This window comes from Rhodococcus sp. MALMAid1271 (genome assembly GCF_049195265.1).
GTDB lineage: Bacteria > Actinomycetota > Actinomycetes > Mycobacteriales > Mycobacteriaceae > Rhodococcoides.
In genome coordinates, this window is the sequence record NZ_JBMIRQ010000127.1 from 20,101 (window position 1) to 35,284 (window position 15,184).

At 64.6% G+C, this 15,184-nt stretch carries 12 protein-coding genes and 1 tRNA gene; 8 read left to right on the forward strand and 5 right to left on the reverse strand.

Annotated features, from left to right (window positions below; all coding sequences use genetic code 11):
* Positions 1-43 precede the first annotated feature (43 nt).
* The 4 genes from ACOQFP_RS24930 to ACOQFP_RS24945 form a co-directional block, all read right to left on the reverse strand.
* Positions 44-958, reverse strand: a complete 915-nt coding sequence (locus ACOQFP_RS24930) for a MazG family protein (RefSeq protein ID WP_206490138.1) — start codon at positions 956-958, stop codon at positions 44-46.
* Positions 959-960: 2 nt separating this feature from the next.
* Positions 961-4,539, reverse strand: a complete 3,579-nt coding sequence (gene mfd, locus ACOQFP_RS24935) for a transcription-repair coupling factor (RefSeq protein ID WP_421585840.1) — start codon at positions 4,537-4,539, stop codon at positions 961-963.
* Between the two features lie 293 nt (positions 4,540-4,832).
* A complete protein-coding gene (locus ACOQFP_RS24940; protein WP_206490137.1) occupies positions 4,833-5,477 on the reverse strand; it encodes a ScbR family autoregulator-binding transcription factor in 645 nt (214 codons plus the stop codon).
* Between the two features lie 190 nt (positions 5,478-5,667).
* On the reverse strand, positions 5,668-6,306 hold the full coding sequence (locus ACOQFP_RS24945; protein ID WP_206490136.1) for a TetR/AcrR family transcriptional regulator: 639 nt from the start codon (positions 6,304-6,306) through the stop codon (positions 5,668-5,670).
* 291 nt (positions 6,307-6,597) lie between these two features.
* On the opposite strand from ACOQFP_RS24945, the gene ACOQFP_RS24950 reads away from it, so the two are divergent.
* The 8 genes from ACOQFP_RS24950 to ACOQFP_RS24985 all read left to right on the forward strand — a co-directional run bounded on the left by ACOQFP_RS24950 (position 6,598) and on the right by ACOQFP_RS24985 (position 14,165).
* A tRNA-Gln gene (locus ACOQFP_RS24950) sits at positions 6,598-6,668 on the forward strand.
* 52 nt (positions 6,669-6,720) lie between these two features.
* Positions 6,721-8,205, forward strand: coding sequence for a bifunctional UDP-N-acetylglucosamine diphosphorylase/glucosamine-1-phosphate N-acetyltransferase GlmU (gene glmU, locus ACOQFP_RS24955; protein WP_206490135.1), 1,485 nt, complete (start codon positions 6,721-6,723; stop codon positions 8,203-8,205).
* Entirely contained in the window at positions 8,202-9,185 is a 984-nt protein-coding gene (locus ACOQFP_RS24960; protein ID WP_206490134.1) for a ribose-phosphate diphosphokinase, read from the forward strand. Before glmU ends, ACOQFP_RS24960 begins: the two co-directional genes overlap by 4 nt.
* 254 nt (positions 9,186-9,439) lie before the next feature.
* Complete coding sequence (locus ACOQFP_RS24965; RefSeq protein WP_421585803.1) at positions 9,440-10,069, forward strand: hypothetical protein; 630 nt, start codon at positions 9,440-9,442, stop codon at positions 10,067-10,069.
* A gap of 18 nt (positions 10,070-10,087) precedes the next feature.
* Positions 10,088-11,284: a sensor histidine kinase gene (locus ACOQFP_RS24970; RefSeq protein ID WP_421585804.1), complete on the forward strand. Its 1,197-nt coding sequence runs from the start codon at positions 10,088-10,090 to the stop codon at positions 11,282-11,284.
* Positions 11,281-11,943: a response regulator gene (locus ACOQFP_RS24975; protein ID WP_421585805.1), complete on the forward strand. Its 663-nt coding sequence runs from the start codon at positions 11,281-11,283 to the stop codon at positions 11,941-11,943. Before ACOQFP_RS24970 ends, ACOQFP_RS24975 begins: the two co-directional genes overlap by 4 nt.
* A gap of 93 nt (positions 11,944-12,036) precedes the next feature.
* Positions 12,037-12,789 carry an ABC transporter ATP-binding protein gene (locus ACOQFP_RS24980; RefSeq protein ID WP_421585806.1) on the forward strand — a complete coding sequence of 251 codons (753 nt, stop codon included), beginning with the start codon at positions 12,037-12,039 and terminating at the stop codon, positions 12,787-12,789.
* Entirely contained in the window at positions 12,786-14,165 is a 1,380-nt protein-coding gene (locus tag ACOQFP_RS24985) for an FtsX-like permease family protein (protein ID WP_421585807.1), read from the forward strand. The genes ACOQFP_RS24980 and ACOQFP_RS24985 overlap by 4 nt, the downstream gene beginning before the upstream one ends.
* On the opposite strand, the gene ACOQFP_RS24990 is transcribed toward ACOQFP_RS24985, so the two are convergent.
* Positions 14,129-15,139 (reverse strand): helix-turn-helix transcriptional regulator, encoded by a 1,011-nt coding sequence (locus tag ACOQFP_RS24990; protein ID WP_421585808.1) that lies wholly within the window; start codon positions 15,137-15,139, stop codon positions 14,129-14,131. The genes ACOQFP_RS24985 and ACOQFP_RS24990 overlap by 37 nt on opposite strands.
* Between the last annotated feature and the right edge of the window lie 45 nt (positions 15,140-15,184).

The window sequence follows — 15,184 nt, forward strand, 5'->3', positions numbered from 1 at the left end:
ACATTTATCCCAACCCGAGGGAAGAGGGACGGGGTCTGCGGATCTAGCCCCGTAGACCCCAGTGCTCTATCCAGTCGAGGGCAGACATCTCCCCCGGCTCGATGCCGGCGTTACGGGCCGAGGCCTCGGCGTTTCGGATGAGCGACGCGAAGTCCAGTACCCGACGCCGCAGCGCATCCTCGGCACTCTCGCCGCCGTGCGAGTGATCGAGCCCGATGTGCACGACGCGTAGGCCGTCGGGAACGAGTTCGTCGGGCAAGCCTGCCTTGGTGGCCCGGCCGATCACTTTCTGTGCCAGAGCCAGTGACGGCTGGGACAGCGCAATTCCGTCGATGCAGGATCCTCGCGCCTTCTCCGAGGCCTTCTTCTCTTCCCAGGCTCGCTCTTGTTCGGCGATGTCGATGGGACCTGCGTCCGTCCGGCCGAGATGCGGGCTTCGATGGGTCAACTTCGCGACCAGGCCCGCAGCGACGTCATCGACATCGAAGGCGTTCGTCTCTGCGTCCTGAGCGATCCGGGAGTGGAAGAGCACCTGGAGCAGTAGGTCGCCGAGTTCCTCGCGGAGGTCGTCGAGGTTGCCTGCTGCGATGGCGTCGAGCAACTCGTACGTTTCTTCGAGCAGGTAGCCGCGTAGCGAGTCGTGGGTCTGCTGCGCTTCCCATCCGCCGAGGGTGCGTAGCCGGTCCATCAGATGCACTGCGGCGACGAGGTCGTCGCCGGGAAGCTTGTCTGCAGCGATGACGCGTTCGCCGCTGGCGATCCGGTCCTGAACCTCGGGGTTGGCGCGGTCGGTGCTGACCAGGACGGCGTCGACGTCCTCGGGGGCAGCGGTACCGGCGAACAGCCATCGCACGCGCACCGGTACCTCTTCGGTGAATTGCACCGCACCGCCGAGGAATTCGACGGCGTCCACCGGAACCTGTGTCGGACGAACGGGGTCGAGCAGAACTATCGTCACCGCTACACCCCCACTGTGTGCTCCAACTTGACCGACCGAGATGGCTTCCCATCCAAGGATAGGATGAGATCGGCGATGAACTGCACCAATTCGACGTCGCGTACGCGCGCCGCGCCGACGCCGCCACCCTCGACGCGCGGCAGTGGCAGTTGCACCACTCCCGTTGTCGCGCGGTATGCCGCGCTCGGATAGAGCCGCTTGAGTCGAATCTGTTTGGAGTCCGGCAGCTCCATCGGGGCCAGCTTCACCTGAGTTCCGGCGACGTTGACGTCGGTCAAGCCGTATTCCTTGGCGATCAGCCGCAGTTTCGCGATGGAGACCAGCCGTCCGACCTCCTCGGGCAGCGGGCCGTATCGATCGACCAGTTCGTCGATGACGGCATCGATTCCTTCGGAATCAGCTGCAGCAGCCAGCTTTCGGTAGCCTTCGAGCCGCAACCGGTCGCTGGTGACGTAGTCGGGTGGAATGTTGGCGTCGACGGGTAGGTCGATGCGCACTTCCTTGGGAGCCTCATCGGTGGTGATGGGCTTTCCGTCGGCCGCAGCGCGGTAGGCCTCGACGGCCTCACCCACGAGCCGCACGTACAGGTCGAATCCGACACCAGCAACGTGGCCGGACTGTTCTGCGCCCAGAACGTTTCCGGCACCACGGATTTCGAGGTCCTTCATCGCCACGGCCATACCGGCACCGAGATCGGAGTTCTGCGAGATGGTCGCCAATCGGTCGTAGGCGGTCTCGGTGAGCGGTTTCTCCGGCGGATACAGGAAGTACGCGTAGCCGCGCTCGCGGCTACGTCCCACTCGCCCGCGAAGCTGATGGAGCTGGGACAGGCCGAGCGAGTCGGAGCGCTCGACGATCAACGTGTTGGCGTTGGAGATGTCCAGGCCGGTCTCGATGATGGTGGTGCACACCAGAACATCGGTCTCGCGCTGCCAGAATCCTTGCACGGTGCGTTCGAGTGTTTCCTCGTTCATCTGACCGTGTGCTGTCGCGACCCGCGCCTCGGGTACCAGATCACGAACCTTCTTGGCGGCCTTGTCGATCGAGCTGACCCTGTTGTGTACGAAGAACACCTGACCGTCACGCAGCAACTCGCGCCTGATGGCCGCCGCGACCTGCTTGTCGTTGTACGCGCCGACATAGGTGAGCACCGGGTGCCGCTCCTCGGGCGGGGTGAGAATGGTGGACATCTCCCGGATGCCGGCCAGGCTCATCTCGAGCGTTCGCGGGATCGGCGTCGCCGACATGGTCAGCACGTCGACGTGCGTTCGGAGTGACTTGATGTGCTCTTTGTGCTCGACGCCGAAGCGCTGCTCCTCGTCGACGATGACCAGCCCGAGGTCCTTCCAGGCGACACCGGTCTGCAACAACCGGTGCGTGCCGACGACGATGTCCACGGTGCCGTCGGCCAACCCGGCCATGACCTCCTTGGAGTCGGCACCGTGGGTGAAACGGGAGAGCCCCTTCACCGTGACCGGGAAGGACGCCATCCGTGCGGTGAAGGTCTGCAGATGCTGTTGCGCCAGAAGCGTTGTCGGAACCAGCACGGCAACCTGCTTGCCGTCCTGGACCGCCTTGAACGCTGCGCGCACCGCGATCTCGGTCTTGCCGTATCCGACATCGCCGAGAATGACGCGGTCCATCGGGACTGCCTTCTCCATGTCGGCTTTGACCTCGGTGATGGCCGTCATCTGGTCGACCGTCTCGGTGAAACCGAATGCGTCTTCCATCTCGAGCTGCCACGGGGTGTCGGCACCGAAGGCGTGGCCGGGGGCTGCTTGGCGAGCGGCGTACAGCTGCACGAGCTCGCCGGCGATCTCGCGAACAGCCTTGCGCGCCTTACGCTTCGTATTCGCCCAGTCGGATCCGCCGAGCTTGCTCAGCGTCGGCAGCTCACCGCCGACGTAGCGCGAGAGCTGATCGAGCGAATCCATCGGGACGAAGAGCCGGTCCCCGGGGTGTCCGCGCTTGCTGGGTGCGTATTCGACGACGAGGTATTCGCGTCGCGCACCGCCGATGGTGCGCTCGACCATCTCGACGAATCGGCCGATGCCGTGCTGATCGTGCACCACACTGTCACCTGCAACGAGGGCGAGCGGATCGACTTGGTTGCGTCGCTTGGCCGGGAGCTTGCGCCCTTCCGCTGCGGCCGCGACGCGATTGCCGGTCAGATCACCTTCGGTGACGACGACGAGTTGGGCATCGGGGAACACCAGACCGTCGTGCAGTGATCCACAGAGCACATTGACGACGTCCGCCACCGGGACCGCACCGGAATCGAGATGTGCTGCAGGAACTTCGGCCTCGGCGAGGCGTTCGATGATGCGGGTGGCAGTGCCTGCACCCGCCACGGAGATCACTGCGCGCCCACCGGTCGCGATGTGCGCGCGCAGTGTGGCGAACAGTGCCGTCAACGCTTCCTCGGATCCGCGTACCTCCGGCACCGAATCGACGGCGAGTTCTACTTCCTCACCGTTGCCCGAAGCCAACGGGCTGATGGTCCACCACGGCCGGCCGTGGGCCTGGGCAGACTCGCGAACCTGCCGAAGCGACCGATACGCCGACGCACCGAGATCGAGGGATGCGCCCTCGAGACTGGAGGTGTCGAGAGTGGAGGTGTCGAGCGGTGCGGCTCCGCCGATCGATGCGGCCGTCCAGGACGCCTCGAGGAATTCCTGACCGGTGCGCACCAAGTCGGTTGCTCGGGTGCGGATCCGCTCGGGGTCACAGAGCAGTACGTGGGCTCCTGCGGGGAGCGTATCGGCCAGCAGTTGCAGCTCGCCTGGCTGCAGCAACGGCAGCAGCGCCTCCATGCCCTCGACCGGGACGCCGGCGGACAGCTTGTCCAGCATCTCCACCAGGGCAGTGTCGCCGGAATTGTCAGCGGCGAGAGCTGCCGCCCGGTCGCGTACATCCTGGGTGAGGAGCAGTTCGCGACACGGCGGTGCAAGGACGAGATCTACCTCGTGATCGGGCAACGAACGCTGGTCGGAGACGGCGAACGCGCGGAGTTCGGTGATCTCGTCGCCCCAGAACTCGACCCGCACCGGATGGTCCGCGGTGGGTGAGAAGAGGTCGAGGATGCCGCCGCGGACGGCGAACTCGCCGCGCTTGCCGACCATGTCCACCCGCAGGTATCCGAATTCGACGAGACGGTGGATCAGGCCGTCGAAGTCGATGTCGAGCCCCACCTTCAACGTCACCGGCTCGATCTCGCCCAGGCCCGGGGCCATCGGTTGCACCAGCGAACGCACGGTGGTGACGATGACACGCAGCGGGTCGCCGTAGTCGGTATCGCCGGGGCGAGCAAGCCTGCGGAGCACATCGAGGCGTTTACCGACGGTGTCGGCGCTCGGGGACAGCCGTTCGTGCGGAAGCGTCTCCCAGGACGGGAACATCGCGACACCGTTGCCGAGGATCTGGCCGAGTTCACTCGTGAGGTCATCGGCCTCCCGTCCGGTCGCGGTGACGATCAGGAGTTGGGTGTGCTGGGCGATCGCAGCCGCGACGAACGGACGCACCGAGTGGGGACCGATCAGAGTGTGTTCGGCGGTGCCGATCGCGTCGGCCACGGCCAGCATCGACGAGTCCGTCAGCGCGATACTGGCCAGACCCGAGAGTTGGAGCGCCGCGTCGGGAACGATCGTGGCCGGCCCGGATGGAGAAATGGCAGGCAGAGAATCGGAAGACAACAGCAATACTCCTACAAGCGTGTCGAGGCGATGGCTGCTCACGCACAGTCGTGAACGAGTCTATGGGAGTACACCGACAGGCCAGCAGCCGGGAGATACCGACGGGCTACGTCAGAGCTGCGTCGAGCATCCCGATCGACTGCGCGACGACATTGCGCAATTCGTTGCCGAGAACTCGTGAGTTACGGTCCGAAGCGGATGACTCGGCGCGCAGCGAACTCGCGGAAGTAGTCGAGCTTGTTGGCAGGCACCAGCGCAGGCAGCAGGTAGTACCAGAGACGTTCCATCCGCGAGGGCAGTTCCTCGGTGGTGGACGTGGCGACCGCCACCATGTGCACGCCGGTGAGGATCTCGAGAACAAGCGAGCCGATGGTCCGCGAGTCCGAGTTGGGATCGATATCGCCCTGTGCGATGGCCTGGGCGGCGAGCCGGTCGAACGATTCGCTCCATCCGGCCATGACGTTGCCCTCGGTACCCCGGTAGTCGCCGATCTGATGACTCAACCGGAGCATGGCCGAGACCATGGGATCGCTGACCGACAGGTCGACGACGATGTACGAGATGCCGATCGCGGCCTCGAGGGCGGGGATGCGGCCGTCGTTGAACTGCGAGCACGCGGTTGTCAGACGCGCGTTGCCCTCGTCGATCACTGCGCGCGCCAGTTCTTCCTTGGAACCGAAATGGAAGTAGAGCGCACCCTTGGTGACCTGGGATTGAGAGATGATCTCGCTGAGACTCGCGTTCGCGTACCCGAGGCGCAGGAATACATGCGCTGCGCCAGCCAGCACGGTGTCGCGGGTGATTTCAGCGCGAGCCTGCCTGACCATGGGGATCCGCCTTCGCAATTCTGTACTGCCACTGCGCAAATTACGCCCGAACGGTACCACTGAGCGGCTTTACGTCTCATACCAACGTGCATCGGTCCGCTTGAGCCCTATGACCGGAGTCACACAGCACTCATGGCCGACAAAGGGGACGTTACTCCCACTTTCTCCCCGAGGAGACGAAACCGGGTACTCAATACTCGGTCAATCGAGGCTCGGCCTCCAGGTTTGTCAGACCGTTCCAGCACAGGTTGACCACATGCGCGGCAACCACTTCTTTCGAAGGAGTGCGCACGTCGAGCCACCACTGTGCCGTCATCGACACCATCCCGACCAAGGCCTGGGCGTACATCGGCGCGAACTCCGGATCGAGACCGCGGCGCGAGAAGTCCTCGGCCAGCATGGGCCCGACACGCCCGATGGCCTCGTTGAGCAACGACGAGTACTTTCCGTCCTCGGCAGTGGCAGGAGAATCGCGCACGAGAATACGAAAACCGTCGGTCCGTTCCTCGATGTAGGTGAGCAGCGCGAGTGCGACGCGCTCGACGCGGATCCGGGATCTATTGAGGTCGAGCGATTTGGTGATCATGCCCAGCAAAGTCGACATCTCACGATCGACGATGACGGCGTACAGGCCCTCTTTACCGCCGAAGTGTTCGTAGACGACCGGCTTGGACACGTTGGCCCGTCCGGCGATCTCCTCGACCGACGCGGCCTCGTAACCGCGTTCGGCGAACAGAGTCCGACCCACCTCGATCAACTGCTCGCGCCGTTGAGTACCGGTCATTCGGACCCTGGTTGTGCGTTCTTGCTCGGAGGCTGCGCCTGACATGGATATCCGCTTCCGTTGCCGACCTGTGCATGTCCCGACGCCGGAGTCGACGTCGGTTCAAGACTAGCGACGCCCGATCCATCCCGTTCGCGCGGCGACAGTGGAGCCTGCGGAACGACCCGACGCGTCCGAACCGGGGGCCTGCCGGAACGACGTAGTCGGTCTGTTATCCGTTGCGGTTCGACTCACCGCCACCTCTCATGCGAGGATCGTTGCGCTCAGTGGGAGCGCAGCGGCTTGACGAACGCGTCGTTCGGTTCGTAGGCCACTGGCAACACCGCTGGCCGATTATCCGCCGTGGTGTAATGGCAGCACCTCTGATTTTGGTTCAGATAGTTCAGGTTCGAGTCCTGGCGGCGGAGCGAGCAACATTATTCATGCATGCCGTCTTAGCGTTACCGCCTGAGGAGCTCAATGCCTGTGCAGACCGCCGTGGTCGTTCTCGCTGCGGGTGCAGGCACCCGCATGCGCTCGAAGACTCCGAAAGTTCTGCATCCTCTGGCGGGCCGCACGATGCTCGCGCACGCCCTGCACGCGGCCGCCGACCTGGGACCCGACCATCTCGTGACCGTCGTCGGACACGATCGCGAGCGAGTGTCCGCCGCTGTGCACGATCTCGCCGACACCCTGGGCCGCAGCATTCACACCGCCGTTCAGGATCGACAGTTGGGCACCGGACATGCGGTGCAATGCGGTCTGACTGCATTGCCGGACGATTTCGAGGGCACGATCCTCGTCACGGCGGCCGACGTTCCCCTGTTGGACGGACACACGCTCAAAGCCCTGCTCGACGAGCATCTGAGCGCTCCCCGGCCTGCGGCCGCGACGGTGCTGACCTTCCTTCCGGATGACGCGAACGGCTACGGCCGCATCGTCCGCACCGACGACGGCGAAGTGGCCGAGATCGTCGAACATGCCGACGCCACCCCTGCTCAGGTGCTGATCGGCGAGGTGAACTCCGGCGTATACGCATTCGACGCGGTGGCACTGCGGACCGCCTTGGGCAAGCTCAGCACCGCCAACGCCCAGCACGAGCTGTACCTGACCGACGTCGTCAAGATCAGCAAATCCGACGGCAAAGCCGTCTACGGCACCCAGCTCGCCGATCCGGACCTGGTGGTGGGCGTCAACGATCGAGTGCAGTTGGCTCATGTCACGTCGGTACTCAATCGCCACATCATCGAGCGGCACATGCGCGCGGGCGTCACCGTGGTGGACCCGTCGACCACGTGGATCGACATCGATGTCACCCTCGGTGCGGACGTCCGCCTCGAACCCGGCGTCCAGTTGCACGGCAAGACCCATATCGGCGACGACGCGATCATCGGGCCCGATTCGACTCTGCGTGACGTCGAGATCGGCGAACGATCCTCGGTGGTCCGCACACACGCCGAGCAGGCCGTGATCGGACCGGATGCCACCATCGGGCCGTTCGCCTATCTGCGTCCCGGCTCCCGCGTCGGTACCGGCTCCAAGATCGGCACCTTCGTGGAAACGAAGAACTCGACGATCGGCGATCATTCCAAAGTCCCCCATCTGACCTATGTCGGCGACGCGACGATCGGTGATCACACCAATATCGGCGCTTCGAGCGTCTTTGTGAACTACGACGGCGTGAACAAGAGCCGGACAGTGGTCGGCTCCCACGTCCGGACCGGCTCGGACAACATGTTCGTGGCTCCTGTTCGAGTGGGAGACGGCGCCTACACCGGAGCCGGAACAGTGCTCCGCAACGATGTACCACCGGGGGCGCTCGCCGTCTCCGCTGGTTCCCAGCGCAACATCGACGGCTGGGTCGAGAAAAAGCGTCCCGGCACGGCATCAGCAGACGCTGCGGCACGTGCTCGGGCAGCCGAGTCGGCACACGCGTACGAACAAAAGGACGGCGAAGAGCAGTGACCACCCCTAATTGGATCGACAACCAGAAGAACCTGATGTTGTTTTCTGGTCGAGCACATCCGGAGTTGGCCGAGCAGGTCGCCAAGGAACTCGGAATCGACGTCACGCCGCAGACGGCACGTGACTTCGCCAACGGCGAGATCTTCGTTCGCTTCGAGGAGTCGGTCCGCGGGTCGGACGCATTCGTTCTGCAGTCGCACCCGTTCCCGCTCAACACCTGGTTGATGGAACAGCTCATCATGATCGACGCGCTCAAGCGTGGATCCGCCAAGCGCATCACCGCGATCCTGCCGTTCTACCCGTACGCCCGCCAGGACAAGAAGCACCGCGGCCGCGAGCCCATCTCCGCCCGCCTCGTCGCGGATCTGCTCAAGACCGCAGGTGCCGACCGCATCATCACCGTCGACCTGCACACCGATCAGATCCAGGGCTTCTTCGACGGCCCCGTCGATCACATGCACGCCCACAGCCAGTTGGCCGATCACATCCGCAGCAAGTACAGCCTCGAGCACATCACCGTCGTCTCCCCCGACTCGGGCCGCGTCCGCGTCGCCGAGAAGTGGGCGGACTCGTTCGGCGGTGCACCGCTGGCGTTCATTCACAAGACGCGTGATCCGTTGGTGCCCAACCAGGTCAAGTCCAACCGCGTCGTCGGCGAGGTCGAGGGCCGCACCTGCATCCTGATCGACGACATGATCGACACCGGAGGCACCATCGCCGGAGCCGTCAAGGTGCTCAAGGAAGCAGGCGCAGGCGATGTCGTCATCGCTGCCACCCACGGTGTGCTGTCCGACCCGGCCGCCGAGCGACTCGCCAACTGCGGAGCCAAGGAAGTTGTCGTCACCAACACCCTGCCGATCAGCGACGAGAAGCGATTCTCCACGCTGACCGAGCTCTCGATCGCGCCGCTGCTGGCCCGCACCATCCGCGAGGTCTTCGAAAACGGTTCGGTCACCAGCCTTTTCAACGGCTCGGCCTAATACTGAGTCCTTCCGCAGGCTCCACTCCCGCCTGACACTGGGTCGTTCCGCAGGCTCCACTCCCGCCTAAAACCGGGTCGTTCCGCAGGCTCCACTCCCGCATAACATCCAGTCTGTTTCGCTCGATCCGCAAACCCGCCCCACACGATCCCTACCCGCCCTGCATGAACTACGTCACGTCGACGATCGAAACATGCAGCTCGCGAGGTGGGGGTGTGTGGGGCGGGTTTCGTTGTCACCTAAGATGACTCGTCGTGATCGACGCAGACTCCCCCCACGGCCCGGCTGGAACCACAACGGTCAGAATTGCTCGATGGACACCGGGCGGATGCGTCTGGTGCGGTAGCACCGACTCTGTCGAGACCTTCCGCAACGAGCCGCGGTGTGGCCTGTGCCGTGAGAAGGAAGCCGTCATCGACGAGGCCAAGCATTTCATCGGAATGTACGGTCTGCGGCCCCTGGGAGGCACGCTCGCGTCCGAGGACGAGGAGGAGCGCGAGTACCGCGTCACCGCGCGCGACGCACGGGAAGTGCTCAACCGCATCCGCCTCGAGAAGCTCCCCGATGCCGCTGCAGTCCGCAAAGCGTTGCGCCCCAGAGCTGCTGCAGTTGTGAGCGCACCGGCATCCACGACGTCTGCCTCTCCGGCGAAGGCACCGGCCAAGAAGTCTCAGGCCGGTGTCACCGGGATCGACGCAATCGAACTGCAGTCCCGCGTGGAGAAGTTGCTGGGACAGCTCACCGCCGTCGACGAGCAGATCAGTGCACTCGACGGAGCACAGGGCCTCCCTGCCCGTGCTCGCATGAAGGATCTCGAACGTCAGCGAACCACCGTGCTGACGACCCTCGCCGCCCTGGAGAAGGCTCGCAGGCGCACCAACTGATCCACGTAGTCTGATCGAGTGCTGCGCAAGCGTTCGATCTCACGGCAGGTGCTCGACGCCGCCTACGCCGTCGTATTCGTTCTGCTGCTGCTCGCGTCCACCCTCAACGGACCTTCCGGTTCCGCCGGCGCGGGAGTACTGGTCGGTTTCGGCGTAGCCCTTGCCATTCGACGTCTCTCACCGCGATGGTCGTTGGCGCTCGCCTGGGTGCTCGCCATCGTGCAGATGACTGCCGGTGTGCTCCCGCTCTCGGCGAACACCGCGATATTCGCAATTCTGTACTGCTCGGCAGCGTACGGAGACAACCTGGTTCGACGCCTCGGGCTCGTTTCTGCCGTCCTCGGCGGACTGATCGCCGCCCTGTACTTGGCGTACGTCGACGGCAACCCCTTCGGAAACCCCACGGAAGAAGCGGTCCAGGAGCCGCGCCTGGCTCAGTTCGCCCTACTGCTTGTCGGTCTCTGGGCAATGCTGGGATTGTCGTGGGCACTGGGACGCCTTGCGTATGCGCGGCGCACCGCCATCGAGTCCGCTCACGCCCGCGAGCTCGCCGAGGTGCATCAGGCCCGTGCCGAGCACGAAGTGGCAATCGAGCAAGAGCGCAACCGAATTGCCCGCGACATGCACGACATCGTGGCGCATTCACTGGCCGTGGTGATCGCTCAGGCCGACGGCGCGCGGTACGTGCGTTCGGTGGACCCCGAAGCAGTGGACACCGCGCTGACCACCATCTCCGATACCGCCCGCGACGCGTTGTCCGACGTACGAGTACTCCTGGGACAGCTGCGCCACAGCCAAGGGGATCTGCCGACCCCAGGCCCCGGCGACCTCGAGCGTCTGTGCGATCAAATGCGGTCCACCGGCTTGAGCATCGACTCCTCGATCGACGCATCCGGGGTCTCGTTGGGTGCCGGAACGCACCTGGCGCTGTACCGCATCGCGCAGGAATCGTTGACCAATGCCCTGCGTCACGGTGACACGACCCGGCCGGTGACCGTCGGCATCGAATCCAACTCCGAGGGCGTCGAACTGACCGTGCGCAACAGTGTGGTCCCCGGTCGCACAGCACCGGAATCCTCCGGCCACGGAGTAGCAGGGATGAAAGAACGCGCCAGCCTGTCCGGTGGTCTCTGCACCGCCGCCGGCGACAGTTCGTACTGGACTGTCACGGCGTGGCTACCGGCAGGCACCCCACAAGCGAAAGGCATCACGTGAGTTCCGATCGCATCGCAGTTGCGCTGGTCGACGATCAGCAGTTGTTCCGGGCCGGCATTCGTATGCTCATCTCCTCACAGTCCGATCTCGAGTTCGTCGGGGAAGCAGGCAACGGCGTAGAAGCCGTCGAGCTGGCCGCGTCGGCGACACCGGACGTGATGCTCATGGACGTCCGAATGCCGGTGCTCGACGGTATCGCCGCCACCGAGCAGATACTGGCGGCCTCCGACAGCCCTCCGCGAATACTGGTTCTCACCACGTTCGACCTCGACGAAAGCGCAGCACGGGCAATTCGTTCGGGAGCAAGTGGATTCGTGCTCAAAGATGCGGATCCGGAGTTTCTGCTCGCCGCGATCCGCACCGTCCATGCAGGTAACTCGGTGATCGCCGCGTCGGCAACGACGAGCTTGCTGGCGCACTTCACCCCGAGCCCCGCGCAACCGAAGGTACCGGCGGAGTTCGCGTCCCTGACAGCACGCGAGAAGGAACTGTTCGAGCTCACCGCACGGGGGTTGAGCAACTCCGAGATCGCCGAGCGCGAGTACCTGAGCGAGGCGACCGTGAAGACGCACATCAGCCGCATCTTCGCCAAACTCCACCTCCGCGACCGGGTGCAGTTGGTGGTGTACGCCTTCGAGCACGGGCTGAACTCCCCGTGACCTCGGGACTGACACCGACATCATCCTCGAGATGTACGACGCGAAGACTCGCGCCTGATTACTTCGGGTTCGTCCGTTCCTAGCGTTGTGACCATGACGACAACAGTTCCCCTGGTCGCCAGGGCATTCCAGATAAGCAAGTACTTCGGCGACGCGGCCAACCCGGTGAGCGCCCTCGACAACGTTTCCCTCGACATCCACGGCGGCCGGTTCACCGCCATCATGGGACCGTCCGGCTCCGGCAAATCGACCCTCATGCACGTCATGGCGGGGTTGGACAACGCGAGCTCGGGGCAACTGATGCTGGCCGGCGCAGATATCACCTCCGCGAACGACGATGCTCTGACGACATTGCGACGCAAGCAGGTCGGCTTCATCTTCCAGTCGTTCAATCTCGTTCCGACCCTCGACGTCAGAGGAAATATTCTGCTGCCGTTCGAGCTCGACGGCCGAGCACCGACTGCGCAGGAGTCCGCCTGGATCGATCGGCTCATCGCCACGCTCGGTTTGCAGGAACGCGTGAATCACCGTCCCCATCAGCTCTCGGGTGGACAACAGCAACGCGTCGCCATCGCTCGCGCACTGGGTACGCGCCCGCACCTGATCTTCGCCGACGAGCCCACCGGCAACCTGGACTCCCGCACCGGGCGTGAGGTTCTCGGTCTACTCGCCGCAGCGGTGTGCGAATACGGGCAGTCGATCGTGATGGTCACTCATGATCCCATCGCAGCCAGCTACGCCGATCGCATCGTCTTCCTCGCCGACGGCCGAATCGTCGACGAGCTCGGGCGGTCGAGCGCGGAAGAGATTTCGAGCTACATGCTGGGAATGGAGCGCGTCCGATGAGTGTGCCCACTTCTGCTCGGGCCTCGAAGGAACACGGGGCCAGCATTCTGGTGACTGCCCTCGCGTCGTTCTTCGGTGTCGTGTTGATTCAGGCGACCGCATTTCTGGTCGACATCTTCGGGGACACGGACGGCGCTGCCATCACCGCGCTGTACAGCGTCGCGCTGGTGTTCATCGGACTTGCACTATACGTCGCGGCGGTGGTCACCTCGAACACGTTCGCGACGATCGTCGCCGGCCGCACCCGCACCATCGCGCTGCTACGACTGTTGGGTGCCCGCTCCCGAGACCTGCGTCGATCGGTGGCCGGAGAAGGGCTCGTCGTCGGATTGTTCGGCGGCGCAGTAGGTATGGTTCTGGGGATCGGTGCCAGCCATCTGGCTCGGGCTGTCGCGGTCTCGACCGGGCAGTTGCCGGATGTGTCGTACACGTCCGTTCAGCCGCTGGTGGTTCTGCCTGTCGTGACCGTGGTGCTCACGACGACCCTCGCCTCGTACGTGGGGTCTCGAAAGGTTCTGGACGTCACACCCGTCCAGGCCACCGGAGGTGCCGTCGACTCCGGCGTCGAAGCTCCGCGATCGCGTCGAATCAGAACCGCCCTCTCGATCGTGCTGATCGCAGGCGGTGTGGCACTGCTCGGTCTCGGAGTTCTGATAGGGATGGTCAACCCGGGCGGCGTCCTGGTGGCGTTTGTCGGTGGTGTCGCGTCGTTCACCGGCGTCATGGTCGGCGCGTACCGCATTCTTCCCGCGACGCTGCGGCTGGTCGGGAGACTGTCGGGCCGTGGCCCAGCAGCACGTCTGGCGTCCGCCAATGCACTTCGCTATCCGGATCGAAGTACTCGCACTGCGGTGGGATTGTTGATCGGGGTCACGTTGGTGACCACGTTCGCGGTCGCCATGTACAGCTACCGGACGATGCTCGTCGACGAGTACGACGAGGCCACCGTCGGGCAGGTTCTCACCGTGACCGTCGGGATCATGACCGGGCTCATCGGCTTCTCGGCCGTCATCGCAGCGGTCGGAATGGTGAACAACCTGTTGTTGAGCATCCTGCAGCGCACCCGCGAGATCGGTCTACTGCGGGCACTCGGATTCACCCGTCGGCAGATTCGGTCGATGATCGTCTCGGAAAGCACGCAGATGGTGGTCGCGTCGATGGGCTTCGGGCTGATCCTCGGCATCGTCTACGGCTGGGCCGCAGCACAATCGCTTCTCGGATCTCTGAGCGACCGCGGTCTGACCGCACCCACGCTGCCGTGGGCGGTCATCGCCGGAACCGTGCTGTGCGGTGGACTGCTCGCCCTCGGTGCCTCGCTGACCCCGGCGCGTCGGGCCAATCAGATCTCGCCGGTACTCGCGTTGGCGGACGCCTGATCTCGAGGTCCGTAGCGTTCGGCGATTGCCAGGGCCCGGCCGTACAGACCATCCCGCACCGACTGCGGCCCTATGACCTCCGCGTCGGTACCGAGTTGCCACAGCGCCCACTCTGCATGCCGCGCATCCTGGAACGTCAGGGTCATCCGCAACCGACCGTCACCGTCGAGTTCCTCGTCGGTGACGGTCAATGCGGTCTCTGCCAGTTCTTCCCGTCGCCTCGGATCGATGAGCGCCGACACCGTCACGGGGTCGCCGCCGTTCCTGAATCGGGTACCGCGCTCGACCCACATCCGGCCGAGATGCACGCTGTCCGGCCGTTGTGCCGGTTCGGTGAGCACCTCGGCGTCCTGCACCCGAGAGAGTCGGTAGGTGCGGTCTTCGCCGTCTCGGGTGGCCAGCAGGTAGCCCTGGCCTCGCACGGTGACGAGTCCTATGGGGTCCACCGTGCGCCACTGCGCATCTCGGCCTGTCGGGGCATAGAGGATGTGCAGCTTCTTTCCGTCGAGCACCGCTCTGCGCACAGGGTAGATGACGTCGGCGGGTATCTGCTCGGTAGTCGTGCGACGCGAGAGCAGGTCTGCCTCGGGTTCGATGAGGAACCGGCGAGCTGAGGTTCGTGCGGTGTCGTGATGGCCGTCGGGCAACGCGTCCATCACCTTTCGCAGGGCCGACGCGACGGCCGACCCGAGGCCGAGTGTGCGCTCTCCGCCGCTCGATTCGAGGGCTGCAAGTAACGCCAGCGCCTCGTCGTGATTGAGACCGGGGAATTCGGTTCTGAAGCCGGGCAACAAGGCGAACCCTCCCCGCCTGCCGCGCTCGGCGTAGACGGGGACGCCTGCGGTCGAGAGTGCGTCGATGTCGCGGAGCACGGTGCGCGTCGACACCTCGAGTTCGGCGGCGAGGGCGTCGGCCGTCATTCGGCCGCGTTGACGCAGCAGAAGTACCAGCGAGACCAGCCTGTCGGCGCGCATGCGAGAACGGTACCGAAATACACGACAGTGGGTGTCGTGATTTGC

Coding starts and splice junctions, on each gene's coding strand:
- ACOQFP_RS24985 (WP_421585807.1), top strand. CDS start 12,786: ATGAGTGTGCCCACTTCTGCTCGGGCCTCGAAGGAACACGGGGCCAGC.
- ACOQFP_RS24990 (WP_421585808.1), bottom strand. CDS start 15,139: ATGCGCGCCGACAGGCTGGTCTCGCTGGTACTTCTGCTGCGTCAACGC.
- mfd (WP_421585840.1), bottom strand. CDS start 4,539: ATGCTGGCCGTGGCCGACGCGATCGGCACCGCCGAACACACTCTGATC.
- ACOQFP_RS24940 (WP_206490137.1), bottom strand. CDS start 5,477: ATGGTCAGGCAGGCTCGCGCTGAAATCACCCGCGACACCGTGCTGGCT.
- glmU (WP_206490135.1), top strand. CDS start 6,721: ATGCCTGTGCAGACCGCCGTGGTCGTTCTCGCTGCGGGTGCAGGCACC.
- ACOQFP_RS24980 (WP_421585806.1), top strand. CDS start 12,037: ATGACGACAACAGTTCCCCTGGTCGCCAGGGCATTCCAGATAAGCAAG.
- ACOQFP_RS24945 (WP_206490136.1), bottom strand. CDS start 6,306: ATGTCAGGCGCAGCCTCCGAGCAAGAACGCACAACCAGGGTCCGAATG.